We start from the raw sequence: 23,162 nt of genomic DNA, 5'->3' as shown, positions 1-23,162 counted from the left end.
ACTAATAGACTGTTGTTCCGAAAGATGGAAATACAGATGCCTCTTCCCATCCTCGATCGCGAGCTCGTCTCCGCTCTGGAAGGTGCATGCTCACGCGTCCGCACGAGGGCGACCGATCGGCTCGCGAGCGCGCACGATGCCTCGCACTACCTCCTGGTCCCTCTCGCGGTCACGGACGTGGAGGACGCCGAGGAGGTTGCTGCGGTCGTGGCCGCCGCCCGCGCCCGCGGCGTCTGCGTCGCATTCCGCTCCGGAGGCACGAGCCTCTCGGGTCAGGCCGGCACCGGCGGTGTTCTCGTCGACACCCGGAGGAACTTCCGTCGCATCGACGTGCTCGACAAGGGACGCCGGGTTCGTGCCCAGCCGGGTGCCACTGTTCGCGCCGTGAACGCTCGACTCTCGCGGCATGGGCGCAAGCTCGGCCCCGACCCGGCCAGCGAGATCGCCTGCACGATCGGTGGCGTAGTGGCGAACAACTCTTCCGGCATGTCGTGCGGCACCCACGCAAACGCCTACGCGACGCTCGAATCCGCGATTCTGGTGCTGCCCTCGGGGACGGTCATCGACACCGGCGCGCCGGATGCCGCCGAGTTGCTCGAAACACGCGAACCCGCGATCCACGCCGGCCTCGAGCGTCTGCGCGATCGTGTGCGCCGCGACCCGGATTCCGTTGCGAAGCTGCGGCGGCTGCATGCGATCAAGAACACCATGGGGTACGGCCTGAACTCGTTCCTCGACTTCACACGCCCGATCGACATTCTCGAGCACCTTGTCGTGGGGTCGGAAGGCACACTCGCGTTCGTCGCGGAGGTGACGTTCCGGACGGTGCCGGTCAAGGCGCACCTGGCGACGGTGCTCCTCACCTTCACCAGTCTCGCGGACGCCACTGCCGCCCTTCCGTCCCTGGTGGCGGCGGGGTTCGCGACCATCGAACTGATGGATGCGGCGTCCCTGCTGGTCGCGCAACAGGATCCTGAAGCCACCGCCGAGCTGACGACACTCGCCGTGGACGGTCACGCCGCCCTGCTTGTGGAACTGCAGGAGGATTCCGCTGAAGCCCTGGAAGACGCGGCGGAAAGGGCAGCCATGGTCTTCGCCCGCCTTCCGCTCGTCGCTCCAGCAGCACTCACCCGTGATCCCGCCACTCGGGACCGGCTATGGCACATTCGCAAGGGCCTGTTCACCGCCGTCGCAGGCGCCCGGCCGCCGGGAACGACCGCGCTGTTGGAAGACATCGCAGTACCGGTGCAGCGGCTCAACGAGACCTGCACACGGCTCATCGCACTGTTCGACAGATACGGGTACGAGGGGAGCGTGATTTTCGGTCACGCAAAGGACGGCAACATCCACTTCCTCATCAATGAGCGATTCGATGATCCGGAGAAGCTCACCCGCTACGAGTCATTCACGGAGGACATGGTCGACCTGGTGATCACGCAGGGTGGAACGTTGAAGGCCGAGCACGGCACCGGACGCATCATGGCCCCCTATGTGGCGCGCCAGTACGGAGCCGAACTGCATGAGGTGATGTGGGAGATCAAGCGGCTGCTCGATCCCGGCATGGTCCTCAACCCTGGCGTCCTGCTCACCGATGATCCGCATTCGCATACGAAGAATCTGAAGACGGCACCCGCCGTCGAATCCGAGGTCGACCGCTGCGTCGAGTGTGGATATTGCGAGCCCGTGTGTCCGTCGCGGGATCTCACCCTCACTCCGCGTGAGCGGATCGTGCTTCGCCGCGAGCTGCAGCGCGCCCGCGATCGCGGCGATGACGAGCTGGCCCGCGCTCTCGAGAAGGAGTACGGGTACGACGCGATTGAGACCTGCGCTGTCGACGGCATGTGTCAGAGCGCGTGTCCAGTGCTGATCAACACCGGTGACCTCGTTCGGCGCCTACGCGCCGAGAACCAGAACACGGTGACACGAGCCGGGTGGAAGGCGGCAGCCCACCGGTGGGACCTCGTGAGCACTGTCGGCGGCAAGGCGCTGTCGGTCGCCGACGCCGTGCCGACGGTCGTTGCCCACGTGGCCAGCAAGGTGGCGCGCAGCGTCCTCGGCGCCGATGCCGTCCCGCTCTACACAGCCGATCTTCCGCCCGGGGGAAGCAGGCGCAAGGTGTTCGCCGAAGCGGACGCGGTCGCCGTGTACTTCTCCTCGTGCACCACCACCATGTTCGGTCCGGTGGGGAAGGACGGTGTCGCCGAATCGTTCCTGCGGTTGTGCGAGCGCGCGCGGATTGCTCTGCGCACCCCCGACGATCTTCCGTCCCTCTGCTGCGGAACCCCCTGGAAGTCGAAAGGCCTCACCCAGGGGTACGCGGTCATGAAGGACCGAGTCGTGAATTCGCTGCTGCTCGCGACTGCCGGGGGGCGCCTGCCCGTGGTCTGTGACGCGTCTTCGTGTACCGAAGGACTCCACGTGCTCCTGGATGCCGCTGGACAGCTCGGCATCCGCGTCATCGACGCCGTCGCGTTCGTGGACGAGTTCGTGCTCCCGCGCCTTCCGGCCGGAGACCGTATCGCATCGGTGACGCTTCATCCCACCTGCTCGTCGACCCACCTCGGTGTAAATCCCTCCCTCAGCCGTGTTGCAGCGGCGGCGGCGGAGAGCGTCGTCGTTCCCGAGGATTGGGGATGCTGCGCCTTTGCCGGAGACCGAGGGATGCTGCACCCGGAGCTCACGGCTACGGCCACGGCGCGTGAAGCCGCTCAGGTGGTGGCCGCGGGATCGGTGGCGCACGCTTCCCTCAACCGCACCTGCGAACTCGGCATGACGCGGGCCACTGGCCATGACTACCGACACATCCTCCAGGTCCTCGACGACACTCTGAGGACGACATGACGCGGCACGAACTCACCGACGATCGCGTCGAAGATCCCGCCGATGTGGCGGCCGCGCTGGGTGTGTCAGCCGTGCGCATCGACATCCTCCGCGCGCTCCGTGAGGGTCCGGCGACCATCTCCGGTGTTGCTGCCGCCGTCGGGTACACCCGCTTCGGCGTGCGCGAGCATCTGAACATGCTGGAACGGATCGGGGCGGTCGGCTACGAGATCCAACGAGTTCCCGGGAGCTTTCGTCCGGCGCGTCTGTATCGGATCGACGCCGATCGGGTGGAGGCGATCGCTTGGTCCCTTTTCGACGCGATCACAGAGCACACATGGGAATAGGCGCATGAACCACTACTCATCCACGCCCTCGCTCGGTACAGCCCGGGTCGCGACGGGCATATCGCATCTCCTGGCAGAGGGACCGTTGTGGGACCCGATCCGCGGCAAGATCTTGTGGGTTGACGTCATGGAAGGTGCCGTGCACTCCGGACGCTTCGCCTACGGGGGCGCCGTCGAGGTCGAGGAGCGCTTCGTCTTCCCCGACACAGCTGGAGCAGTCGCCGTCTCCATGAAGGGCGAGCTCGTCGTCGCCGGCATGCATCGGCTGCACTACCGCGATCTCGACGGAGGAATCACGTCCAGCGCGGAAATCATCACGGGCCAGGGTCGCCGGTTCAACGACGGCAAGCCCGATCCTCGAGGTCGGTTGGTTGTGGGCACGACGGGCCCCGGCGGTGAGCTGCTCGTGCGTGTCGAGCCCGGCGGCGCACTGGTCACACTCGACGACGACCTCACCCTCTCCAACGGTCTGGGCTGGACCTCGGACGGGCGACGACTGTTCAGCATCGACACTCTCAGCAAGCGGATCTACGTCCGCGACTACGACCCCGCGACAGGTGCCGTCGGAGAGCGCTCGCTTCTCACCGAGTTCGAACACGGATATCCCGACGGGATGGCGGTCGACGTTGACGACCACTTGTGGGTCGCGGTGTGGGGCGAGGGTTGCGTGGTGCGCATCGATCCGACCGGGCAGATCGTCGCCCGTGTGGACGTACCAGCGCCGCACACCTCCTGCCCCGCGTTTGCCGGCCCGGAGCTCGACACGCTCGTCATCACCACCGCGACCGAGGATCTCACTCCGGAGCAGTTGCAGGACTACCCGCTCAGCGGCCGGCTCTTCACCATCAAGCCGGGCGTCACAGGCGTTGCAACGCATCTGTGGTCCGGCATCCGTTGACCCACCCCCAACCCCTGGAAGGAACACAACATGAAGCTTCTGCGAATCGGTCCGGTCGGGGCCGAGCGGCCGGCCGCGCTGGTCGACGACGACCATTACGTCGACCTCTCCGACATCGTCACGGACTTCGACGAGGAGTTCTTCGGATCGGGCGGGCTGGAGCGTATCGCGCCGATCGTCGCTGAACGCACGGCTCTCGGTGGTGCGCCACTGGGCCACCTCCGCATCGGACCGCCAATCGCCCGCCCACACCAGATCATCTGCGTCGGCCTCAACTACGCGGACCACGCCGCCGAGTCCGGCCAGCCGGTGCCGGACGAACCCATCCTCTTCACCAAGTCGCCCAACACCCTCGTCGGCCCCGACGACGATGTGCGAATCCCACGCGGATCGACCAAACCTGACTGGGAGGTAGAGCTCGGCATCGTCATCAGCACGCGCGCAAGCTACCTCGATTCGCCCGAACAGGCCCGCGACCACATCGCGGGCTGGGTCGTCGTCAACGACGTGAGCGAACGCGCCTTCCAGATGGAGCGCGGTGGACAGTGGCTCAAGGGCAAGTCCGCCGAGACGTTCAACCCGGCGGGGCCATGGCTCGTCACGCAGGACGAAGTGTCCAACGTGCTGGATCTGAAAATGTGGCTCGACGTCAACGGCGTGCGACGGCAGACCGGCTCGACGACGACGATGATCTTCGACCCGTACGTCATCGTCCACTACATCAGCCAGTTCATGGTTCTTGAGCCCGGTGACCTCATCAACACCGGTACACCGCCCGGCGTCGGTCTCGGCTTCGACCCTCAGATATGGCTCCAGGCCGGCGACATCATGACCCTCGGCATCGACGGTCTCGGCGAGCAACGGCAGACCGTCGTCGGTCCACGGTAGCGGCACTCGGTCGACGTTCTCACGCTCAATCCGCACTCAACGAGGAGAAATCATGACCCGTGCCCTCATCACCGGTGGGGCCAGCGGCCTCGGCGCCGCCACGGCCGCTCGCCTTCGCCAGGACGGCGTCGAGGCGATAACCGTCGACCTCGCCGGTGGGTGTGACATCGTCCTTGACATCACCGACGACGAAGCCGTCGCCGCCGCGGCCGGCCGGCTCGGTCCCATCGACATCCTGGTCAACTCCGCCGGCATCGTCGGACCCAATGCGCCGCTCGTCAAAACCACGACGGCGCAATGGAAAAGCGTCCTCGATGTCAACGTCGTCGGCACGGTCACGATGATGCGCGCCTTCGTGCCAGGGATGGTGGAAAGAGGCTGGGGCCGTGTCGTCAACATCGCCAGCATGGCGGGCAAGGACGGCAACCCGAATCTGTCGATCTACTCCGCATCGAAGGCAGCGGTGATCGGACTCACGAAGTCGGCCGGCAAGGAGCTCGCAACCACCGGTGTACTCGTCAACGCCATCGCGCCCGCCGTCATCGCCACGCCGATGAATGAGGACACATCTCCCGGCGTTCTGGCGCACATCACGAGCCTCATTCCGATGAAGCGAGTCGGTCGCGCCGAAGAAGTAGCGGAGCTCATCGCATGGCTGACATCCGACAAGGTAACGTTCTCGACCGGCGCGGTATACGACATCAGTGGCGGACGAGCCACGTACTAACCCGCCCTTGTCGCTCCCCATCGGTGTGACGAGGGCCTCGGATCAGAAGGTTGGGGGTTCGTGTCTCTTCGGGCGCACACTGTGCCGAGGCAGTAATCCGGGAGAAGGCTCTCTGAGGGGCCTTTCTGTATCAAGTGCTCTCTCGTGTTCGGCGGAGTGCTGTCTGATTGGGCTCGCTTGCGGGCTCGGGCGTGTCCGATTGGCGGCCGGTGTTCTCATCCCACGTTCTAGGTGGTCTCAAGAATCGCCCAAGAAGACTGCTCTTGGATTTCGCACCGGCGAAGCTCGCCGGAAGTGAGTTCAACTTCCAGCGAGCCACCGACTGCATCGCGTACTCGAGCGTATGCGACGTCTACGTCCTCGCAGGCGAGCTCGTAGGTCAACCCATCGACGAGCAGCAGGATCTTTCCCATTTCTCCAGGTTATGGCCAGCGGTTCTGGCAGCACAGCTCTAGTCCGCCCGAGATGGCGGACGACGTGACCGGGATGCTTGCGTTGTGGTTGCGCTGATGCAGCCCGTTGTCGCCGACCTGCCTGCTTGGCCGATGATGCTCAACCCGATCCGCGGTCGTCAAAGTAGCTGCGACGGCGGCAATCGCATGCGGTTGGAACTAGCGGGTCTACAGAATCTCCCGCTGCCATTCGCGGATTTGATGGCAAGAACAGCCGTCGTCGGCTGCGTCAGGCCATGCCGAGCGAATCTGCCGTCGCCGAGTGCATGAGTCTTCCGTCTTCTACCGCGAGCCCTTCCCGAAGTCCTGTATTCGACTCCAACGCTCGCTCCACGCCGCTGGCCAGCGCGAGGACGTACGGCGTGGTGGCGTTCGTCAGTGCAGTTGTGGAGCTCACCGGGACAGCGCCGGGCATGTTGGCAACGCAGTAGAACGTGCTCCCGTGCACGCGGAAGGTCGGATTGCTGTGCGTCGTGACTCGCGAGTCCTCGAAGCACCCACCTTGATCGATCGCGATGTCGACGAGCACGGATCCTTCGCGCATCCCCCGGACCATCTCGTTGGTGACGAGCTTTGGTGCTCCCGCGCCAGGGACGAGGGCCGAACCGATGACGAGGTCAGCGTCCTCGAGAAGTCGCTCGATCTCATAGGGCGAGGAGACGGCCGTCGAGATGCGACCGGCGAATTGCCTTTCCATCTCGCGAAGTCGTGGGAGGGAGACATCGATCATGGTGACCGCGGACCCCAGTCCGATCGCATTCGCGGCAGCATGCTCGCCCGCGACGCCGGCGCCGATCACGACGGTTCTCGCCGGCGAGGTCCCCGCCACGCCGCCTGGCTGGATTCCGCGGCCCCCAAAGGGACGCAGGAGGTTGTATGTGCCGACGATCACGGAGAGGCGCCCGGCGATCTCGCTCATCGGAGCAAGCAGAGGGAGTCGTCCATCTCGATCGCGAACACCCTCGTACGCGATGGCTCGCGTGCCGCTGGACAGGAGCGCGTCCGCACAGGCCCGGGACGCCGCGAGATGGAGGTAGGTGAAGAGGGTCAGGCCGGAACGAAGGCGTCCGAACTCTTCGGCGATCGGTTCCTTGACTTTGACCACGAGTTCGCCCTCGGCCCAGAGCTGATCGGGGTCGCTGATAATGGACGCTCCGGCGAGAACGTAGTCCTCGTCCGTGATACCGGAGCCGACGCCCGCTGACGCCTGGACGAGCACGTCATGTCCACGCCGGGTCAGTTGAAGGACGCCCGCCGGGGTGAGGCCAACACGGTTCTCGTTGTCTTTGACTTCGGTAGGCACAGCAATGCGCACGGAGATGCTCCTTCGATCTGAGGCCGGGCGCAGAACGCCCGCGCGGGTTGGGATAGTCGGCCGCGCTACGGCGTCGTCTGGTCGAACGCTTCTTTGAGAAGCGCGAGGGCGGTCGAGCACTCGTCTCGAGTGACCGACATGGGCGGGGTGATCCGCAGCACATTACCCAGCAAGCCTCCCCGTCCGATCAGCAGACCCAGCTCGCGTGCCTTCTCGAGGATCCGCAGCGTGTACGCGACGTTTGGCGTCTTCTCCCCGGGCACGACCAGTTCGACGCCGATCATGAGCCCCTCGCCCCGCACATCGCCGATGGCGGGATACGCCTCCGACAGCGACCGGAGCCCTTGCAGCAGCTCGGTTCCCCGCGCATCCGCGTTTGATTGGAGGTCGTTGCTCAGGATGTAGTCCAAGGTGGCGTTCGCTGCGGCCATTGCAAGCGGGTTGCCGCCGGCCGTGGAGATGGAGTTCGCCTCGACGGTGTTCATGAGTTCAGCGCTCGCGACGACACCGCCGATCGCCATTCCGTTCGCGAGCCCCTTCGCGAACGTGAGGACCTCCGGGACGACACCGTGTGCATGCATGCTGAAGAACTCGCGGCCGGTCCGGCCCCATCCGGATTGGACCTCGTCGGAGACGAGGGGTATGCCGTACTCGTCGAGGACGCTCTTGGTGCGCCGGAAGAACCCGTCCGGCGGCGAGGCGAATCCTCCGGCGCCCTGGATCGGTTCCGCGATCATGCACGCCACGCGACCACTGGTAGTTGTCTCGATGATCGTGCGCAGCTCGTCGACGCAAGCATCGACGAACTGCTCATCCGGGAGGCTTCCGAACGGGCTGCGGTAGCGATAGCCGCTGTGGACATAACTCACCTGCAGCGGGCTGAGGCTCGTCGCCGACCACGCGCGGATCCCGGTGGTGGCCACGGTGCCGAATGTGCGCCCGTGGTAGCTGCCGCGTAAGGCCAACACCTGATTGCTCTTCGCCGCAGTAGTCGTGAGGAGGAATGCCGTCTCGACGGCCTCGCTGCCGGAGTTCACAAAAAACACCCTGGCATCAGGAATTCGTGACCGGCTGGCGATCTTCTCGGCGAGCTCAACTTGCTGACTGATCAGATACAGCGTGGACGAGTGCAGGAGCTTCCCCGCCTGAGAGCGGATGGCCTCGACGATCTCTTCCACGCCGTGGCCGACCATCGTCGCGAGCAGCCCGCCGAAGAAGTCGAGGTAGGTCCTGCCGTCGCTTCCGAGGACATGGCGTCCGTTGCCGGACACGAGCTCAAGAGGTTCGTCGTAGTAGAGGACCATCCAATCGGGCATCACGCCCCGGTGACGGGAGAGTAGATCTGCTGCACCCGACGTCGAACTCTGATCCTTCATGCGGACAACATAACCGCGACTCTCGTCGCTGATGCGCCCCGATCCGCCGCTATTTCAAATAATCGAACTATTGGTTCACATTTACAAACTCGAAACATGCCGCGTCGCATGATCAACCAATGACGCGACCGGCACAGCGAAAGGGGTGGTCGTGAAGGAAACCGTCGATCAGGTGACAGCTGCCGTTGATGCGCTGGCGCCAGAGCTTCTTGACCTGCTCGCCGAGAGCGTTCAGGCACAGAGCGTCACCGGCTACGAAGAGCCGGCGATCGAGCTCTACCGGGATGCGCTCACGCGCTTTGGATGGCCGGTGGAGGTGCAGCTTCTTGCCGACTCGCCCCTGAGCAGGGACGAGAAGCGCGTCGGTCGACGCGCCAACCTAGTGGTGCGATTTCCCGGCCGCGATAGAGGTCCGATCGTGCTCAACGGCCACATCGACGTGGTCCCGCCCGGTGACCCGGCCGATTGGATGCTCTCCCCGTTCTCGGGCCGCGTCATCGACGGATGCCTTTACGGCAGAGGCGCCGTCGACATGAAGGGCGGCATTGCATCTGCGCTGCTCGCCCTGAGGGCCCTGGACGTGTGCGGCATCCGACCTGCCCGCGACCTCCGGCTGGAGTTGGTGATCGGCGAGGAGACGACCGGTGTCGGGACGAGGCTGGCGATCTCGCACGAGCCGGGGCAGGCGGCGGCCGCAGTCGTCCTTGAGCCCTCGGGCTGCAGGATCGTCCCCATCAGCACAGGGCTGCAGTTCTTTACTGTCACGGTCGTCGGCCGGTCGGCCCACACCTCTGCGCCATGGCGGGGCGTCGATGCATTCGAAAAGCTGCTCACCGTACGTGCACGCCTGATCGAAGTCGCGTGTGAGCGCTCAGCCCAGTATGGCCATGGACTGTTCGCGGACGTACCGACCGGCATCCCCTTTGCGATCGGGCAGGTATCGGCGGGGGAGTACCCAGCGTCCATACCGGCGGTGGCGACCATGTCGGGGCGCATCGGCCTAATGCCGGGCGAGGATCCGCAAGTCGCGCGGACCCTGCTCGTCGAAGCGCTGGAGTCCCTCGGAGACGAGGATCCGTGGTTCGTCGACTATCCGCCCTCGATCACGTGGGGAAACGACGGGCTCATGGGGTGGGAGACGCCGCAGGACAGCGAGATCGTGCAAGTTCTCGTGCGAGCGCACGAGAAACTCGGCCTCGCCCCCGAGTTCGCGGGTTTCACCGCGGGTTCGGACGCGGCGTTCTACGGCGGACAGGGAGTGCCCACAGTGATCTTCGGGCCGGGCGACGTGACGCTCGCTCATTCTCCGAACGAGCACGTCCTGCTCTCCGAGGTGGTCGACGCGGCGAAGGCGCTCGCGATCGCATTGGCAGGTGCAGCATGACCCCCGAGTCGGAACAGACGACGCTGTCCACGCTGGAGCGAGGGCTCGTGGTTCTGGACTTCATCGTGGAGAACGGTCCCGTCAACGCGAAGCGGATCGCCAAGGAAGTCGGGATCCGGCAGGCCACCTGTTACCACATCCTGCGGACCCTTGTGCTGACGGGTCACGTTACGCGCCTGGACGATGGCGAGTATGAGCCCGGCCCGCGCGCGTTCGCCACTGCCAGACAGGTCCAGTTGCGCGTTTCGGTGGCCCCTGAACTCAACGTGATCCTCACGCGGCTACACAACGTGACCCACGGGGAGACCACCTACATCTCTCGGTGGCACGATGCCGCGGTCATTCTCCAGAACTATCTAGCGGGGACGCAGGCCACCAACGTCACGAGGCTCGAAGTCGGTTTCGGGGGTGACCTGCATGCTCGAGCCTCCAGCAAGGCGATCATCTCGCGGCTTCCCGGCGGTCAGATCGAATCCTTGTTCAAAGGGGTGCCCCTCGCGCAGCTGACGGCCGCGACGATCACAGATTATGAGGAACTCCGGGTGGAGCTCGCGCAGGTGAAGCGCCAAGGGTATGCGATCGACCGCGGAGAGTTCGCGAGCGGCGTCCACTGTGTGGCCGCGTCGTTCGTCGATGCACAAGGGCTGCCAGTCGGCGCCTACACAGTTTCGGTCCCCTCGGAACGATTCGAGCCGACCAAGTCCCACCTCATCTCCGCCGTACTCGAAGCATCCGGCATGGCGACACGATTCCTCTCGAAGCGGTCGACCGTGGCAGCGGCGACCGTACACACGGGAGCGTGACTCCGATGATGCCCGCACAGATGCGAGCCGTCGTCCACATGGGCCGATCCGGGCCGGCCGGCCTCGTCTCGCGGCTCGTTCCCACTCCCGCCGCACAACGCGGAGAGGTTGTCATTGCGCTCGCCTACGCGGGTCTGAACCGGCACGACGTTTTTGTCATGGACGCGAGGGGGAAGCAGGATCCGCCGCTAGTCCTCGGTTCCGACGGCGCCGGCGTGATCGTCGACGTCGGAGCCGGGGTCAGTCGCTCGGAGATCGGTCGCAGAGTGATGATCAATCCCTGCATCGGCTGGGACGACGCCCGGGACGTCCCGACGGTTCCCGAGATCCTCGGCGACCCGCGCTGGGGAACACTCGCGGAGTTCGTTGCCATCCCCGCCTGCAACGTCGCCACGCCGCCACCGCACCTAAGCGACCGAGAGGCGGCGGCTCTCGGGCTCGCGGGCATGACCGCCTACCGAGCGCTCTTCACGATCGCCGCCCTGCGCCCCACGGACCATCTGCTCATCCCCGCCATCGCCGGTGGCGTAGCCCTGCTCGCACTCTCGTTCGCTCGAGCCGTCGGCGCACGGGTAACCGTCACCTCCCGCCGCCCCGCGATGCTCGAGCGAGCAATCGAGCTCGGCGCCACGGATGCGATCCTCACCGACAGCGAATGGTCCGAAGCGATGTCGGCGCCGGTTGACTGCGTTCTGGACACGATTGGCGCACCGTCCTTCGAGCGCGCGGTTCGGGCCCTCCGACCTGGGGGGAGGTTGGTGAGCGTGGGCGCCACCGCAGGCGCGGATGCGGCGCTCGATCTCCGAGATCTCTTCTTTCGGCAGATCTCGATCTCCGGCACTTCGATGGCCAGCGCGCCCGAGTTCGACGAGATGGTCCGATTCGTCGCGCAGCACGAGATCCGTCCCGTCATCGGAGCGACGTACGACCTCGCACGTGCCGATCGTGCCCTCGGCGCCCTCGCTTCACACAGCCATTTCGGAAAGATCGTCGTCTCCATCGTCGGGGACGACGGAAAGGACACGAGCGCATGAGCGACGAAGAGCAAATCTGGGGACATCTCGAGCGGATGCGACGGATCCGCTCGCTCGAGGAGAAGATCACCGAGCTGCGGGCGACCAACCAGATCGTCGGTTCCGTGCACCTGTGCAACGGACAGGAGGCGATCTACGTCGGTGCCTGCGCGGCGTTGGATCTGACCCGGGATGCCGTGTTCCCCACCTATCGCGGTCACGGCTGGGCCGTTGCATGCGGAGTCCCTCCTCACGCGATCCTCGCCGAGTTGTTGGGACGCTCCACCGGGATCAGTGGCGGTCGAGGGGGATCGGCGTACTTCACGGCACCCGACTACGGCTTCTACGGCGAGAACTCGATCGTCGGCGCGGGGGCTCCCATCGCCACCGGCGCAGCGCTGGCCGCGACGTTCGACGGCTCGGGGCGAGTGGCAGTTGCATCGTTCGGAGACGGCGCGTTGAACCAGGGCGCCGTGCACGAGGCAATGAACTTCGCCGCGGTGCGCTCGCTGCCTGTCATTTTCATCGTGGAGAACAACGGCTACTCCGAGCTGACGCCGATCTCGGCGATGGTCAAGGTCGATCAGCTCTTCCGCCGTGCGAACGCCTACGGCATGCCCGGCGCACGTGTCGACGGTAACGACCCGGTTGCAGTCTCAGCGGCCGTCGCGCAGGCCGTAGAGCGGGCTAGGCGGGGCAAGGGGCCGGTACTGCTGGAGATGATCACCCAGCGTCTCGTCGGCCACTACATCGGCGATGTCCAGCACTACCGCCCCGAGGGAGAGTTGGCGGCGATCGCGAAGGTAGAGCCCATCGTTCGCCTCGAACAGCGGCTGATCGGCCTAGGCCGTACGCGCCCCGAACTCGACGACCTGCACACCGCGGTGCGAAATGAGATCGACGACGCGGCCGCCGCGGCACTCGGAGACCAACTGGCTCCGACTAACACAGTTCTGGAGCACCTCTATGCCTGACACGGTCATCAAACGGGCCTCCTATGCAGAGGCCATCAACGCGGCACTCGGCAGGGCATTGCGGGAGCGCTCCGAGGTGCTGGTCTTTGGCGAGGACGTGGCCTTGCCTGGCGGCGTATTCGGCGTCACTAAGGGACTGCAGCGACAATTCGGCGACAGGGTGTTCGACATGCCGATCTCCGAGTCTGCGATCCTCGGCGGCGCGGTCGGCGCCGGACTGTTCGGTGCGAGATCCGTCGTGGAGATCATGTGGGCGGACTTCTCTCTTGTGGCACTCGACCAGCTGGTGAATCAGGCCGCGAATGTGCGATACATCTCTCGGGGGATGCTCGCCTCGCCGATCACCGTACGCACGCAGCAGGGCAATGCGCCCGGCGCTTGCGCCCAACATTCTCAGTCGCTCGAGGCGCTCTTCGCGCACATTCCCGGGTTGCAGGTCTGCATGCCGACCACGCCGCAGGATGCCTACGACCTGCTGCTCACCAGCATCTGGAGCGATGACCCGACGATCGTGATCGAGAATCGCACGCTCTACCACGGCGACAAGGTCGACATCACGACTGGCGGACCCGTCCAGCCGATCGACGGCGCCCAGGTGCGGCGCCAAGGATCGGACATCACGCTTGTCACGTGGGGATCGACGCAGTTCGCCGCGCTGGACGCCGCCTCCGTCGTGGCTCGAGAGGGCATCGATGTCGAGGTGATCGACATGCGCTGGATCCGCCCCTTGGATCACGAGACTGTGTTGGCAAGCGTCGAGCGCACCGGGCGTCTCGCGATCGCGCACGAAGCCCACACCACGGGGGGCGTCGGCGCTGAGATCGCGGCGCGCGTCGCCGAACACGGACTTCGCCTGACCTCGCCGATCGTCCGCATCGGGACACCGGATGTTCGCATCCCCGCGGCACCGCATCTCGCTCAGGCGGTCATCCCCTCCGCGGCGCGCATCGCTGACGCGATCCGCCGAGCATGCGTCCTCAACGCGAGCTTCGCCGGCGGGACGGTGGCATCCCATGGATGACCAGCGACTCCTCTTCGAATTGCGCGCCGAACGGGACATTGCACGGCTTCAAGCGAGATACTCCGCGCTTTGCGACGACGGGTTCCCCCCTGCCGCGATCGGCGAGCTGTTCGTCGAGGACGCAGTGTGGGAGAGCTCTCCCCACGGCGTCAGATGCGAGGGGCGCGCTCAGATCGCGGCCCACTTCGAGTCGGCAGGGCCGATGTATCCATGGTCGATGCACATCAACGTGCCGCTGGGAGTCGACGTGGCCGGTGACGGCGACACCGCCGATGGCGCCTGGCACCTGCTGATGCCGTGCATCGACCGGAGCACCGGCGCGGTGACAGCCGGCTGGCTGGCAGGCAAATACCTCAACACGTTCGTACGCGTCGACGGCGAGTGGCGGTTCCAGCACCTTCGTATCGCCTTCGAGCTCATGACTCCTCACCTAACTGACTGGGCTGTGGATCGCTTTCAGCACGGCGCAAGGCCATAACCGCAACACCTCACACACGCAAAGGACGATCATGTTCAGTCGGACGAACACAGGCAAGACGGCGATCGCAGCGGCGACCGCACTCACCGTGCTGCTGTTGGCCGGTTGCCAGAGCGGCGACACAGCCACCACCACGACCTCCTCAGGGTCCTCGGAGCTCGTCGAGGACGCCAAGGCGCGGGTCGCCGCTGCTCAAGCGCCCGTCGAGGTCGGAGCACCCGAGGAGAGCCCGCCGGTGCAGGAGGGCAAGTTCGTCGTACTCGTAACGTGCTCGCTGGCATCGGAAGGCTGCGCGCAGCCCGCCAAGGCGGCCGAGGAAGCAGCCGAGGCTATCGGCTGGAAAGTGCAGATCATCGACGGCAAGGACACCGCCGACTCCCAGAACGCCGCCGTTCAGCAGGCGCTCGCACTGGGACCGGACGGGATCATCACCTTCGCAATCAACCCTGCTTCCATCCAGGGCTCCCTCGAGCTCGCCCGGAGTCAAGGCGTCAAGGTGATCGCCTCCTCGGCGGCCGATAGCGACCTGGTGGACTTCTCCGACATCCCTTCGGCCCAGACCTGGGTGGACAGCGGCGCGCTCCTCGCCGACTACGCCATCGCAGAGACCGACGGCAAGGTCAAAGCGCTCGTCCTGCACGACACCGGCTTCGACGTCCTCGAACCGCAGCACCAGGCGTTCGTCGACCGCCTCGATGAGTGCGGAACCTGTGAGGTCCTCGAGGACCAGAACTTCACGTTCGCGGATCTCGCCACCTCCGTCCCTCGGCTCGTGCAGCAGATGGCGCAGCGCCATCCGGACTTCAACACCTTCTACATCGACTACGACTATGCAGTCCCCTCCGTCCTCCAGGGGCTGCGAGCCATCGGAGCGGATGGAAAAGTTGTCCTGGGATCGGACGGAACATCGGCTGCCATTCAGCTCATCCGCGACGGAGGTGGACAGAGCGCAACCACCGCCTACGCACTGGCGTGGATCGGATGGGCCGACATCGACGCGATGAACCGCATCTTCGCCGGGGAATCCCCCGACCCCGCCTCTGCGGTACTCACGCGCAAGCTCATAGACCAGCAGGTCGCACTCGACCAAGACATTGACGGACTTTGGGACGGGGACGTCGACTTCAAGTCCGAGTACCTCGATATGTGGGGAATCGACCAGTGAGCAACATCGACCGCACCGGCAATTCCCTTTCGCGCCAACTGCGTGCTGCTCTCTTCTGCGTCGCGGCCACCTCCCTCGCCCTGGTCGGGTGCGCAGCGAGTCCGGCGACCGAGCCGCAAGAGGAGTCGACCACGTCCGACGCAGTCGTGGAACAGGCGCGCGAACGCGTAGACGCGGCCCGAGCCGAGGTCACGCGCGGCGCGCCAGAGACTGGCCCCGAGGCTCAACCCGACAAGTTCATCGTCATCGTACCGTGCGCACTCGCGTCCGAGGGCTGCGCGCAGCCGGCGTACGCTGCCAAAGAGGCCGCCGAGACGCTGGGCTGGCGTGCCCAGATCATCGACGGTAAGGAGACGGCCGACTCCCAGAATGCCGCGGTCCGCCAAGCTCTGACCTTGAACCCCGACGGCATCCTCACCGTGTCGATCAACCCCTCGACGATCCAATCCTCTCTCGCGCAGGCACGAGAGGAAGGTGTCGTGACAGTCGCTTCCCAGGCCCTCGAAACGGACCTCGTCGACTTCGCGGGCACACCTTCGGATCGCGTCTGGCGAGAGAGTGGTTCACTACTGGCCGACTTCGCCATCGCCGAAACTGACGGGAACGTGAAAGCACTGGTGCTCCACGACACGGGCTTCGAGGTCCTCACCGCCCGATACGAGGCCTTCATCGCGCGGCTCGCGGAGTGCGCGAGCTGCGAGATCCTCGAGGAGCAGACGTTCACCTTCGCCGACCTCGCGACAGCCGTCCCCCGGGCTGTGCAGCAGATGGCCCAGAGGAACGCTGACTTCAACACGATCTACATCGACTACGACTACGCCGTGGCTGCGGTTGCCCAAGGCCTGAGCGCGGTCGACGCCGAGGAGAAGATCGTACTCGGGTCCCAGGGGATCCCCGCTGCGCTGGAGAGGATTCGCACTGGCGAGCAAAGTGCGTCGACGGCTTTCCCCAACGAATGGATGGGGTGGACCGACGTCGACGCGATGAACCGGATCTTCTCAGGCGAGGACCCCGCGGTCGCGGCTGATGTGCTGAGTCTGAAACTGGTGGATTCGACGAACATCGATGAGATCGATGCGACCGGCTGGGACGGCGATGTCGACTTTAAGAGCCAGTACCAGATGCTCTGGGGGGTGGAGTGAACGTGCACGCGTCCTCGATCGACGTTCGATCCGTCACGAAGATCTTCGGGTCGCAGCGCGCGCTCTCCGATGTGAGCGTCACCTTCCATGGCGGCGAGGTGCACGCCCTCGCGGGCCTGAACGGGTCCGGGAAATCCACACTGGTGAAACTGCTTGCGGGGGTGTATTCGCTGGATGCCGGGGAGATCGCGATCGACGGCGAGACCGTGCCCGATCTGAACCCGGTCAGTGCAGGGGAATTCGGCCTGCAGTTCCTCCACCAGGACCCCGTCGTCTTCTCCAACCTGACGGTGGCTGACAACGTGTCGATCGGATCCCGCTATCGATCGAGTTCACCCGCGCGCGTCCATCGGCGACAGGAGCAGGACGTCGCGCGCGACGTGTTCGAGCGTCTCGGGGTTGCCCATCTGGACCCGGTCACGCCCATGGCGGATCTGTCGCCCGCGGAACGAACGATGGTGGCCATCGCTCGCGCCGTCCAGGACCTGTGGAACGATCGCGGGGTGCGCCTGCTCGTGCTCGATGAGCCGACAGCGTCCCTCCCCGAGCACGAAGTGACGCTGGTGACCGACATGGTTCGCAGAGTCGCGGCTGAGGGCGTTGCAGTGCTGTTCATCACCCACGACCTCGATATGGTCTTGGAACTGGCGGACAGGGTGACCGTGCTGCGGGACGGGGAACTCGTACAAACTTCGCCCACCAGCGACATGACCAAGGAGTCGCTCGCATCCTCGATGGTCGGCGGCGCCGAGACGTCAGTCGTCCGTGACGTCACGCGCATTCCACGGGCGGAGCAGCCCGTCTCGTTCACCGCGGACGCGATCAGCGGCGGTAGCGTGGCGGGGGTGTCGCTCGCCGTGCGCCGGGGTGAGATCGTCGGCATCGCGGGCCTTCTCGGCTCTGGCCGGAGCACGCTCCTGCGCCTTTTGTACGGGGCGCAGTCGCGGCGCTCTGGTGTCGTCGAACTCGACGGAGGCGTGCTCAAGCAGGCCAGCCCGCGGCACGCGCGAAAGGCTGGTATCGGCTTCGTGCCGGAGGATCGGCGTCGCCACGGTGCGCTGCCGGCGATGACGATGGCTGACAACGTCACGATCGCCTCGATGGGCGGCTTCGCGAGCCCACTGTGGATCCGTCGCAGCCGCGAACGACAATCCGCTGCCGACACGATGGAGCAGTTCGATGTCCGCCCACGGGACCCGGACAAGTCCTTTCGCCTCTTCAGCGGAGGAAACCAGCAGAAGGCGATCATCGGCCGGTGGGCGCGGATCTCACCCAAGGTGCTCTTGCTCGATGAGCCAACGCAAGGCGTCGACGTGCATGCCCGGGTGCAGATCCATGATGCCATCAGACGGCTCGCCGGCGGAGGCATGAGCGTCCTCGTCGTCTCATCCGACTTCGGCGAGCTACTCGGGCTCTGCGACCGGGTGCTCGTTATGCGCCGTGGGCGCATCCGAGGACAGGTCGATCCGTCGGTCACACCAGAAGAGCAGCTGTTGCACATGGCTGCCAGCGATGACGCATAGAACCCATCAGTCAGGAAAGATCATGACAACCACTGCAACCAAGACGGCCCCCACGAGCACCCCAGCGGTCGGCGCGGCGCCGAACGGCCCTCCATCCCTCCTCAAACGGCTCGGCGAACCCCGCTGGTACGGCTTCTATGCCTTGGTCGCGATCGTCGTGCTGTTCAGCGTGTTGTTGCCCAGCACCTATCCCACGGTCAGCAACGTGACTGCGATCTTCAGCAATGAGGCTGTCGGCTTGATACTCGCGGTCGGCATGCTCATCCCGATCGTCGCGGGATACTTCGATCTCTCGCTGGCGAGCGTCTTGACGCTGTCGATGATCGTGTCGATCGGCATGTTTCAGTTCTTCGAGGCCCCGACGTGGGTCGCTTGCGTCGCTGGCGTGCTCACGGGGTCATTCGTCGGCCTCCTCAACGGCTTCTCCGTGGCTTGGCTGAAGATCAACTCGATGGTCGCCACCCTCGCAACGGGCAGCATCGCCCTCGGCATCGCCCTGTGGTGGACCAACGGCTCGATCTTCGCCTTGAACGTGCCCGAGGGCTTCCGGGCACTCGGAGGTCGAGTCGGCGGAGTTCCGCTGCCGGTCATCTACGCGGTCGTCATCTGCGTGGTGGTCTGGTGGCTTCTCGAGAAGACGCCGACGGGGCGTTACCTTTACGCGATGGGTGACAGCAACGACGCGGCCCGACTCGCAGGACTCCCGACTCAGGGGCTCACGGTCGCATCCTTCGTCGCGTCGGGCACGGTCGCAGGGATCGCGGGCGTGGCCGAGGCGGCGATTCTGGGGTCCGGGAATCCTCAGGTCGGCGCGGGTTTCCTGCTCCCCGCCTTCGCCGCAGTGTTCCTCGGCGCGGCGATCTACACGATCGGCCGCTACAACGTCGTCGGGACCATCGTGGCGGTGCTCGTCCTCGCGGCGCTGGTAGCGGGACTTCAGCAGTTCGGCCTCCCGTTCTACATCGAGTCGCTGCTCAAGGGTCTCGTGCTCCTTGCCGCGGTGGCGTTCACCTCGGGCCGTTTCAGCGCCCTCTCGAAGCCTCGGAAGTGAGTCGCGGATGTCGCTCGAAAGCAGGATCGCGGCCCTTGAGGCCAAGTCGGACATCTGTGACTTGAAGGCACGGTACGCCCGCATCTGCGATGACGGATATGACGGCGACGCGATCGCCGAGCTATTCATCGAAGGCGGGAGCTGGGCGAGCAACACCTACCCGGAGGTGAGCGGCAGGCTTGCCATCGCCCGCTTCATGCGCGAGATCGGGCGCGACGTCTTCCCGTGGGCCGTTCACCTTCTCTCGAATCCCCGGGTCGATGTCGCCCTCGAGGATGGCACGGCCGTCGGTCGCTGGGACCTGCTCCAGATCGCGACCCAGGACCAGGACTCGGTCCTGGCCCTGGGTAGATACGAGGATCGCCTCGAACTCGTCGACGGCGATTGGCGTTTCACAGCCGTGCGGGTCGACTTCTCGTATGTCGGCACCCTGGCCGAGGGCTGGGGCCGTGGCAGCAGCGGATTCCTGGGGAGTGTCTGACGTGCGACCTCGCCTGGCCCCGCCGGGAAGGCCCGTGCCCGCGTCCAGCCCCGTACGTGCGTATGTGGATGCGCTCGCGGCCGCCGCAGACGCGCTGCCGTCTCCGGCGGGTCTGCCGCTGGCGAAGACCCGTGTGCGTCGCGAGGTCGAGGGGCCGCGCGATCCCTTCAACGCCGTCGTCCGGTGGGTCGAGGTGGCATCGGGTACCGAGGGGCCACTCGCCGGCATCCGAGTCTCCGTCAAGGACTCCATCGCTATCGGAGGGATCGCGCTGACGGCGGGATCGGCGTGCTTGCAGGAGTTCGTGCCGAGCGGCGACGCTACCGTGACCCGCAGGCTCCTCGATGCCGGGGCGACGATCTCGGCGGTTACGAACATGGACGACCTCGCCTTCTCGGGCGCGGGGGACACGAGCTTCTACGGTGCTGTCCTGAATCCCCACGATCGATCTCGATTGGCAGGTGGCTCGTCGGGAGGCGCCGCAGCATCCCTCTTCCTGGACGGCGTCGACCTCGCCATCGGTACCGATCAAGGCGGTTCCGTGCGCGTGCCAGCCGCGTGGACGGGGTCGTACGGACTGAAGCCCACATTCGGGCGGATCCCCTATACCGGCGTCATCGGGATGGAAGCCCGACTCGATCACATCGGCATTCTCGCCCGAACGCCTGGACTGATCGGACGCGCGCTCTCGGTGCTCTCTGGGCCTGATGGAATGGACGGACGCCAAGAGACCTCGCCTCATCCCAGCGTAGGCTCACGCTTCGGGGGCCGGCCAGAACGCGGCGCCGTCACCGTGGGCGTCATCATGCCCGCCACGCGCGGTGCGGATCCGCGTGTGCGCCGCGCGCTTGAGGAACGGCTGGAGGAATGGTCGCGGCGAGGAGTGGCGGTCAAACGCACGGAGTTGGACCTCGCAGCGTACGGTCCGGTGTCCACGGCACTGTTCATCGAGGGCGCGCTCGCCACTCTGCTCGGCGTGTCCGCCCCGTGGCACGGGCCGCATCTCGCCTGGGAGGAACTCCAGCAGAAGCTCGTAGTCGGAGTTCGTACGCGCTTCACGGAACTGTCCGCACCGGTGCGTCTGAGCATGCTCGCCGCCTCTCGCCTGCAGGAGTCTGCTCCCGGACGCGCATACGGCCGCGGCCTGGCCGCACGGACTGCACTCGCTCACGCCATCGACGCCGCGCTCAGCGAAGCCGACGCTCTCGTCCTTCCGACGTCACCGGGGGATCCGCTCCCGGTCGCTGCAGACCTCGGCGACGTTGAGCGGACAGCTAGGGGGTGGGGGTGCTCGCCAACACGGGCCCCTTCAACGTCACCGGCCACCCCGCGCTCACTATCCCTGTTCACTCCCCCGGGATGCTTCCGATCGGCGCGATGCTGGTTGGTCGCCATCACGCCGACGAGGATCTCCTGGCCTTCGCCGAATGGGACGAAGCCCACCGCGAACCATATCCGCCCTCGCCGTCGACGGGAGACGTATGAATCACACCGAACCTGCCCGCACAACGCCGGCCACATCGATGCCCGTCTTCGCACCGCTCTTCTCAGTCGGAACCGAACGAGTGTCCGTTCGCTGGCTGACGCTCACCTACCCCACGAGTGTTGAGGTTCTGCGAGCGCTGCTCCCTGCGCCGGTAGCTCCCGGCGTCCAGCCCGATGTGGGTGTCTGGGTCGCCGAGTTCATCGGCGCCGAGTTCATCGGGAACGACGGTACCGTCGAGCGCAGGCCGGCCTACATGCAGGGTGGGGTGTCCGTGCGATGCGACTATCACGGCAGGGACGCGGCCTACGCGGTCGCAACCTTCGTCGAGGGCCTCAACCACGGCATTCTCGGGCGGGAGCTGTTCGGGCTTCCCAAGAAGCAGGCCCAGGAGGTGAAACTGCACGAACACGGGTCGTCGCTCGACGTCTCGTGGGTCGCTGCCCAGGGTAAGAAGCTCTTCACCGCTTCCGCGCACTTGAGTAGCGCTCGGACGGAGCGTCGCCCCGCACCCAGGTGGTTCGACAGTCACTTGACTCACAAGCTGATTCCGAGCGCAGAGGGCCACGGGTATGACATCAGCCGCCTCGTGGAGATCCCCTGGAGCTTCACGGAGGCGGACGACATGAGGAGTGGAACCGCCAGCGTTGCGTGGGAGCGGGACGCGACCGATCCGCTCCATATCCTCTCGCCCGCCGGACCCGTCATTGCCGACTACGGAAACAGTGTGCTTCAGATCGACTACGGCCAGTATCGAGAACACGTCGCCGATTTCCCAACCTTCGGCACCCCGTCCTGGTGACGATGGCTGACCGAGCGGCGGGCGAGTCTTGGTCGAGATGTCCAACCCAGAGAGGCCAGGATGCTGCCCGCCTTGCGGCCGTCCTCCGAGATGTCGGGTTCAAGCGCCGAGTCGTGTAGCCTCGCGCGAGCGCCTCCCGGATCAGCTCGAGCTGCTCCCATGAGGCGGATGGGCATGTGTGCACGCATGTGTGAACTTGGCCGCGCTCAGCGTATTCCCCTTGAGGCTGTCACGTCGCTGCCCACCAACCACCCCCAAATTGGCGGCAGCGGCGGCATGCCGCTGCTGTAGTCCTCGGGGACTCTGCGCGATTAGGCATTCCGTGCTGAGGGCGGGTCCGTAGGCGCCGGTGTTGGCCTCGGGCTGCGTCGGGCCTGAAACGATGAGCCGAACGCCGCCACCGCAACCTGACGGCGGATCCGCGATCGACTGAGATGCGCCGCGCTCGCGTGACTTCCGATCTTGCCCGCAAACCAATCAAAGCCCCAGAACGGATAGGGCCAGGTGTGAACAGAGGCGTGAACATATGAGGAGATCGAGTGCAGGCGAGTGCACGCGAGTGCAGTCCTCGAGAACTCGACGCCTGTGTGATTGCAGGCGAGTGCAAGATTTGAGATCGAGTGTAGCCGTGGCGAAGTCCCTACATTAGGGTTCAATCCCACCGTAGGGCGGCTGCGTGCGATCTCCTCCTCAACGACGAGTTCTGCATCTGGCCGACGCCAGATGAAGCCCACTTGGCCGAGTCGGAGTGCAACGAGCCAGGTGTCCCCCAGGTGTCCCCGAGCATTCCGAGGATCCCGATTCTTTGTGAGAATGAAGTGTGTCGAGTGCCTGGAGACGGTGCGCGGATCGGCGAGGAATCGGCTGGTGAAGCCTGATTTCCGCATGATTCCGCGGGAGGACACCCTAGGTCGGAACAGCCTGGCAAACGAGCGATTTCACCCTGCTAAGGTGGGGCTCTCGCGCGGGGTATTCACGAGCGGTGAAGTCGGGTTTCTTGCTCGTCCGACTGCGACGGC

General features: G+C 65.6%; 21 protein-coding genes and 1 pseudogene. 19 read left to right on the top strand and 3 right to left on the bottom strand.

Translation table 11 applies throughout. The features are described from left to right. Positions 1–36: 36 nt before the first annotated feature. The 5 genes from Q9R08_RS00890 to Q9R08_RS00870 are packed head-to-tail and all read left to right on the top strand — an operon-like array spanning position 37 to position 5,680. Positions 37–2,841 carry an FAD-binding and (Fe-S)-binding domain-containing protein gene (locus Q9R08_RS00890; protein ID WP_418001297.1) on the top strand — a complete coding sequence of 935 codons (2,805 nt, stop codon included), beginning with the start codon at positions 37–39 and terminating at the stop codon, positions 2,839–2,841. After that, positions 2,838–3,167, top strand: coding sequence for an ArsR/SmtB family transcription factor (locus Q9R08_RS00885; RefSeq protein ID WP_308865920.1), 330 nt, complete (start codon positions 2,838–2,840; stop codon positions 3,165–3,167). Before Q9R08_RS00890 ends, Q9R08_RS00885 begins: the two co-directional genes overlap by 4 nt. Positions 3,168–3,171: 4 nt before the next feature. After that, entirely contained in the window at positions 3,172–4,065 is an 894-nt protein-coding gene (locus tag Q9R08_RS00880) for an SMP-30/gluconolactonase/LRE family protein (protein ID WP_308865919.1), read from the top strand. A gap of 30 nt (positions 4,066–4,095) precedes the next feature. Next, positions 4,096–4,953: a fumarylacetoacetate hydrolase family protein gene (locus Q9R08_RS00875; RefSeq protein WP_308865918.1), complete on the top strand. Its 858-nt coding sequence runs from the start codon at positions 4,096–4,098 to the stop codon at positions 4,951–4,953. A gap of 52 nt (positions 4,954–5,005) precedes the next feature. Further along, complete coding sequence (locus Q9R08_RS00870; protein ID WP_308865917.1) at positions 5,006–5,680, top strand: SDR family NAD(P)-dependent oxidoreductase; 675 nt, start codon at positions 5,006–5,008, stop codon at positions 5,678–5,680. Positions 5,681–5,907: 227 nt separating this feature from the next. Here Q9R08_RS00870 and Q9R08_RS00865 read toward each other — a convergent pair whose 3' ends face one another. From Q9R08_RS00865 to Q9R08_RS00855, 3 genes are all read right to left on the bottom strand, one after another. Next, positions 5,908–6,093 (bottom strand): hypothetical protein, encoded by a 186-nt coding sequence (locus Q9R08_RS00865; protein ID WP_308865916.1) that lies wholly within the window; start codon positions 6,091–6,093, stop codon positions 5,908–5,910. A 268-nt stretch (positions 6,094–6,361) separates the two neighbouring features. Continuing rightward, positions 6,362–7,447, bottom strand: a complete 1,086-nt coding sequence (gene ald / locus Q9R08_RS00860; protein ID WP_308865915.1) for an alanine dehydrogenase — start codon at positions 7,445–7,447, stop codon at positions 6,362–6,364. A 65-nt stretch (positions 7,448–7,512) separates the two neighbouring features. Beyond that, positions 7,513–8,751, bottom strand: coding sequence for an aspartate aminotransferase family protein (locus Q9R08_RS00855; protein ID WP_308865914.1), 1,239 nt, complete (start codon positions 8,749–8,751; stop codon positions 7,513–7,515). Positions 8,752–8,974: 223 nt separating this feature from the next. Here Q9R08_RS00855 and Q9R08_RS00850 point away from each other — a divergent pair, with 223 nt between their 5' ends. The 14 genes and pseudogenes from Q9R08_RS00850 to Q9R08_RS00790 all read left to right on the top strand — a co-directional run bounded on the left by Q9R08_RS00850 (position 8,975) and on the right by Q9R08_RS00790 (position 22,143). Continuing rightward, positions 8,975–10,207: a M20 family metallopeptidase gene (locus Q9R08_RS00850; RefSeq protein ID WP_308865913.1), complete on the top strand. Its 1,233-nt coding sequence runs from the start codon at positions 8,975–8,977 to the stop codon at positions 10,205–10,207. Beyond that, positions 10,204–11,010, top strand: coding sequence for an IclR family transcriptional regulator (locus Q9R08_RS00845; RefSeq protein WP_308865912.1), 807 nt, complete (start codon positions 10,204–10,206; stop codon positions 11,008–11,010). Before Q9R08_RS00850 ends, Q9R08_RS00845 begins: the two co-directional genes overlap by 4 nt. A gap of 5 nt (positions 11,011–11,015) precedes the next feature. Then, positions 11,016–12,044, top strand: a complete 1,029-nt coding sequence (locus Q9R08_RS00840) for a quinone oxidoreductase family protein (RefSeq protein ID WP_308866642.1) — start codon at positions 11,016–11,018, stop codon at positions 12,042–12,044. Beyond that, entirely contained in the window at positions 12,041–12,997 is a 957-nt protein-coding gene (locus Q9R08_RS00835; RefSeq protein WP_308865911.1) for a thiamine pyrophosphate-dependent dehydrogenase E1 component subunit alpha, read from the top strand. Before Q9R08_RS00840 ends, Q9R08_RS00835 begins: the two co-directional genes overlap by 4 nt. Continuing rightward, the gene (locus Q9R08_RS00830; protein ID WP_308865910.1) at positions 12,990–14,018 is read left to right on the top strand and encodes an alpha-ketoacid dehydrogenase subunit beta; all 1,029 of its coding nucleotides are present in this window, start codon (positions 12,990–12,992) and stop codon (positions 14,016–14,018) included. Before Q9R08_RS00835 ends, Q9R08_RS00830 begins: the two co-directional genes overlap by 8 nt. Next, the gene (locus Q9R08_RS00825) at positions 14,011–14,496 is read left to right on the top strand and encodes a nuclear transport factor 2 family protein (protein WP_308865909.1); all 486 of its coding nucleotides are present in this window, start codon (positions 14,011–14,013) and stop codon (positions 14,494–14,496) included. Before Q9R08_RS00830 ends, Q9R08_RS00825 begins: the two co-directional genes overlap by 8 nt. 31 nt (positions 14,497–14,527) lie before the next feature. Next, positions 14,528–15,661 carry a substrate-binding domain-containing protein gene (locus tag Q9R08_RS00820; RefSeq protein ID WP_308865908.1) on the top strand — a complete coding sequence of 378 codons (1,134 nt, stop codon included), beginning with the start codon at positions 14,528–14,530 and terminating at the stop codon, positions 15,659–15,661. After that, entirely contained in the window at positions 15,658–16,803 is a 1,146-nt protein-coding gene (locus tag Q9R08_RS00815; RefSeq protein ID WP_308865907.1) for a substrate-binding domain-containing protein, read from the top strand. Before Q9R08_RS00820 ends, Q9R08_RS00815 begins: the two co-directional genes overlap by 4 nt. Beyond that, complete coding sequence (locus Q9R08_RS00810; RefSeq protein WP_308865906.1) at positions 16,800–18,326, top strand: sugar ABC transporter ATP-binding protein; 1,527 nt, start codon at positions 16,800–16,802, stop codon at positions 18,324–18,326. The genes Q9R08_RS00815 and Q9R08_RS00810 overlap by 4 nt, the downstream gene beginning before the upstream one ends. Before the next feature lie 22 nt (positions 18,327–18,348). Continuing rightward, a complete protein-coding gene (locus Q9R08_RS00805; protein ID WP_308865905.1) occupies positions 18,349–19,377 on the top strand; it encodes an ABC transporter permease in 1,029 nt (342 codons plus the stop codon). Positions 19,378–19,384: 7 nt separating this feature from the next. Continuing rightward, positions 19,385–19,858, top strand: a complete 474-nt coding sequence (locus Q9R08_RS00800; RefSeq protein ID WP_308865904.1) for a nuclear transport factor 2 family protein — start codon at positions 19,385–19,387, stop codon at positions 19,856–19,858. Further along, positions 19,797–21,092 (top strand): annotated as a pseudogene (locus Q9R08_RS20815) (amidase family protein); the annotation flags it as partial. The gene Q9R08_RS00800 and the pseudogene Q9R08_RS20815, both read left to right, overlap by 62 nt. A 53-nt stretch (positions 21,093–21,145) precedes the next feature. Then, positions 21,146–21,343 carry a hypothetical protein gene (locus Q9R08_RS00795; RefSeq protein WP_308865903.1) on the top strand — a complete coding sequence of 66 codons (198 nt, stop codon included), beginning with the start codon at positions 21,146–21,148 and terminating at the stop codon, positions 21,341–21,343. Beyond that, positions 21,340–22,143 (top strand): acetoacetate decarboxylase family protein, encoded by an 804-nt coding sequence (locus tag Q9R08_RS00790; protein ID WP_308865902.1) that lies wholly within the window; start codon positions 21,340–21,342, stop codon positions 22,141–22,143. Before Q9R08_RS00795 ends, Q9R08_RS00790 begins: the two co-directional genes overlap by 4 nt. Positions 22,144–23,162: the final 1,019 nt, after the last annotated feature.

This window comes from Microbacterium psychrotolerans, assembly GCF_031085295.1.
Taxonomy (GTDB): Bacteria; Actinomycetota; Actinomycetes; order Actinomycetales; family Microbacteriaceae; genus Microbacterium; species Microbacterium psychrotolerans.
The sequence above is the reverse complement of the archived record's forward strand: the minus strand, read 5'-3'. Positions and strand labels throughout refer to the sequence as shown.

Bases quoted from the DNA above. Each gene is read 5' to 3' on its own strand.
- Q9R08_RS00890 (WP_418001297.1), top strand. From the start codon at position 37: ATGCCTCTTCCCATCCTCGATCGCGAGCTCGTCTCCGCTCTGGAAGGT.
- Q9R08_RS00885 (WP_308865920.1), top strand. From the start codon at position 2,838: ATGACGCGGCACGAACTCACCGACGATCGCGTCGAAGATCCCGCCGAT.
- Q9R08_RS00880 (WP_308865919.1), top strand. From the start codon at position 3,172: ATGAACCACTACTCATCCACGCCCTCGCTCGGTACAGCCCGGGTCGCG.
- Q9R08_RS00875 (WP_308865918.1), top strand. From the start codon at position 4,096: ATGAAGCTTCTGCGAATCGGTCCGGTCGGGGCCGAGCGGCCGGCCGCG.
- Q9R08_RS00870 (WP_308865917.1), top strand. From the start codon at position 5,006: ATGACCCGTGCCCTCATCACCGGTGGGGCCAGCGGCCTCGGCGCCGCC.
- Q9R08_RS00865 (WP_308865916.1), bottom strand. From the start codon at position 6,093: ATGGGAAAGATCCTGCTGCTCGTCGATGGGTTGACCTACGAGCTCGCC.
- Q9R08_RS00855 (WP_308865914.1), bottom strand. From the start codon at position 8,751: ATGGTCCTCTACTACGACGAACCTCTTGAGCTCGTGTCCGGCAACGGA.
- Q9R08_RS00845 (WP_308865912.1), top strand. From the start codon at position 10,204: ATGACCCCCGAGTCGGAACAGACGACGCTGTCCACGCTGGAGCGAGGG.
- Q9R08_RS00840 (WP_308866642.1), top strand. From the start codon at position 11,016: ATGATGCCCGCACAGATGCGAGCCGTCGTCCACATGGGCCGATCCGGG.
- Q9R08_RS00835 (WP_308865911.1), top strand. From the start codon at position 12,041: ATGAGCGACGAAGAGCAAATCTGGGGACATCTCGAGCGGATGCGACGG.
- Q9R08_RS00830 (WP_308865910.1), top strand. From the start codon at position 12,990: ATGCCTGACACGGTCATCAAACGGGCCTCCTATGCAGAGGCCATCAAC.
- Q9R08_RS00825 (WP_308865909.1), top strand. From the start codon at position 14,011: ATGGATGACCAGCGACTCCTCTTCGAATTGCGCGCCGAACGGGACATT.
- Q9R08_RS00820 (WP_308865908.1), top strand. From the start codon at position 14,528: ATGTTCAGTCGGACGAACACAGGCAAGACGGCGATCGCAGCGGCGACC.
- Q9R08_RS00805 (WP_308865905.1), top strand. From the start codon at position 18,349: ATGACAACCACTGCAACCAAGACGGCCCCCACGAGCACCCCAGCGGTC.
- Q9R08_RS00800 (WP_308865904.1), top strand. From the start codon at position 19,385: ATGTCGCTCGAAAGCAGGATCGCGGCCCTTGAGGCCAAGTCGGACATC.
- Q9R08_RS00790 (WP_308865902.1), top strand. From the start codon at position 21,340: ATGAATCACACCGAACCTGCCCGCACAACGCCGGCCACATCGATGCCC.